The sequence below is a fragment of the Bacillus sp. SD075 genome (assembly GCF_017355165.1).
Classification (GTDB): domain Bacteria; phylum Bacillota; class Bacilli; order Bacillales; family DSM-1321; genus Peribacillus.
The window spans coordinates 1-1,533 of sequence record NZ_JADILK010000104.1; the positions used below are offsets into that span (position 1 = coordinate 1).

The 1,533-nt window shown below is 44.9% G+C and carries 2 protein-coding genes; both read left to right on the forward strand.

Annotated elements, in window-relative coordinates; all coding sequences use genetic code 11:
- Positions 1-333: helical membrane plugin domain-containing protein (locus IOC57_RS25425; protein WP_207441357.1), on the forward strand; the 333-nt coding region annotated here is incomplete at its 5' end.
- Positions 334-372: 39 nt separating this feature from the next.
- The coding region (locus IOC57_RS25430) for an NAD(P)/FAD-dependent oxidoreductase (RefSeq protein ID WP_207441358.1) at positions 373-1,533 on the forward strand (1,161 nt) is incomplete at its 3' end.

Here is a 1,533-nt window from a genome sequence, read left to right on the forward strand (position 1 = left end):
TCATTGAACACTTTAGTTGAGCAGTTACCAAAACTGACTGAATTAGTGAATATTTTAACAAAGTCTTATGATTTCGCTCAATCGGTTGCGACTGATGATGTTTTGAAGAATGATACGGTCAGCGCCATTTCTGAAATTGCGACACCTGTAGTCGATTCAGTGAAAGGGCTAGCGGCTACTGCCATCGAAGCTAAGGATCGTGCTGAAGTGAATCATGATGTGATCGGTCTTTTTGGTCTGTTAAGGATGATGAAAGATCCGCAAGCACAAAAACTTTTCCGTTTCGCCCAAGCTTTTCTTGAAGTCTCTTCAGAACGTAAACACGAAAAATAATTTGATAAACTTTCAATCAGTAAGAACGGGGGATTAACTATGTCAAAACAAATCGTCATCTTAGGTGCAGGTTACGCAGGATTACTATCTGCCTTATCCGTACGTGAATATTACAAGAAAGATGAAGTGCAGGTTACAGTGGTGAATCAATTTCCAACGCACCAAATCATCACCGAATTGCATCGTCTTGCAGGCGGATCGATTTCTGAACAAGCCGTTTCCATACCTTTGGAAAAGCTTTTCAAAGGAAAAGATATCGACCTTATCATTTCCAAAGTGGAGTCTTTCTCAGTCGATAACAAAGAAGTGAAACTTGCCAATGGTTCCACTTTATCCTATGATGCCCTGGTTGTTGCTTTGGGTAGCCAAACAGGATTCTTCGGCATTCCGGGACTTGAGGAAAACAGCATGGTCTTGAAATCCGTACATGATGCAAACAAGATTTACAAACATATCGAAGATCGCATCCGCGAATATGCACAAACGAATGATGAAGCGGATGCAACCATCGTGATCGGCGGCGGCGGATTGACGGGCGTCGAGTTAATCGGTGAAATCGTGGATCATTTCCCTAAAATCGCTAAAAAGTTCGGAGTGGACTTCAAGGATTTGAAAATCAAGTTGGTAGAAGCGGGGCCAAAAATCCTTCCGGTCCTGCCTGATCACTTAATCGAACGTGCGATGACAAGCTTGGAAGCACGCGGCGTTGAATTCTTGACTGGCCTGCCTGTAACGGGTGTTAAAGGCAATCAAATTGAATTGAAAGATGGACAAACGATAACGGCCAATACGCTTGTTTGGACAGGCGGGGTTGCGGCTCTTCCTATCGTAGGCGAATCAGGCCTTGAAGTGGATCGCGGCAAAGCAACCGTTAATGAGTTCTTGCAATCCAAATCCCATAATGACGTATTCGTTGTCGGGGACAGTGCCGTTGCTTTCCCTCCAGAAGGCGGACGTCCTTACGCTCCTACTGCACAAAATGCTTGGCAAATGGGCGAGCTTGTTGGATACAACCTATATGCAGCCTTTGAAGGCAAGAAACTGGAAGAATTTTCACCTGTAAACTCAGGCACACTTGCGAGCCTTGGCCGTAAGGATGCGGTGGCAACCGTTGGGGCCAATAACACGTCCCTTAAAGGACTGCCGGCTACATTGATGAAAGAAGCAAGCAATGTTCGCTATCTATCACATATCAAAGCC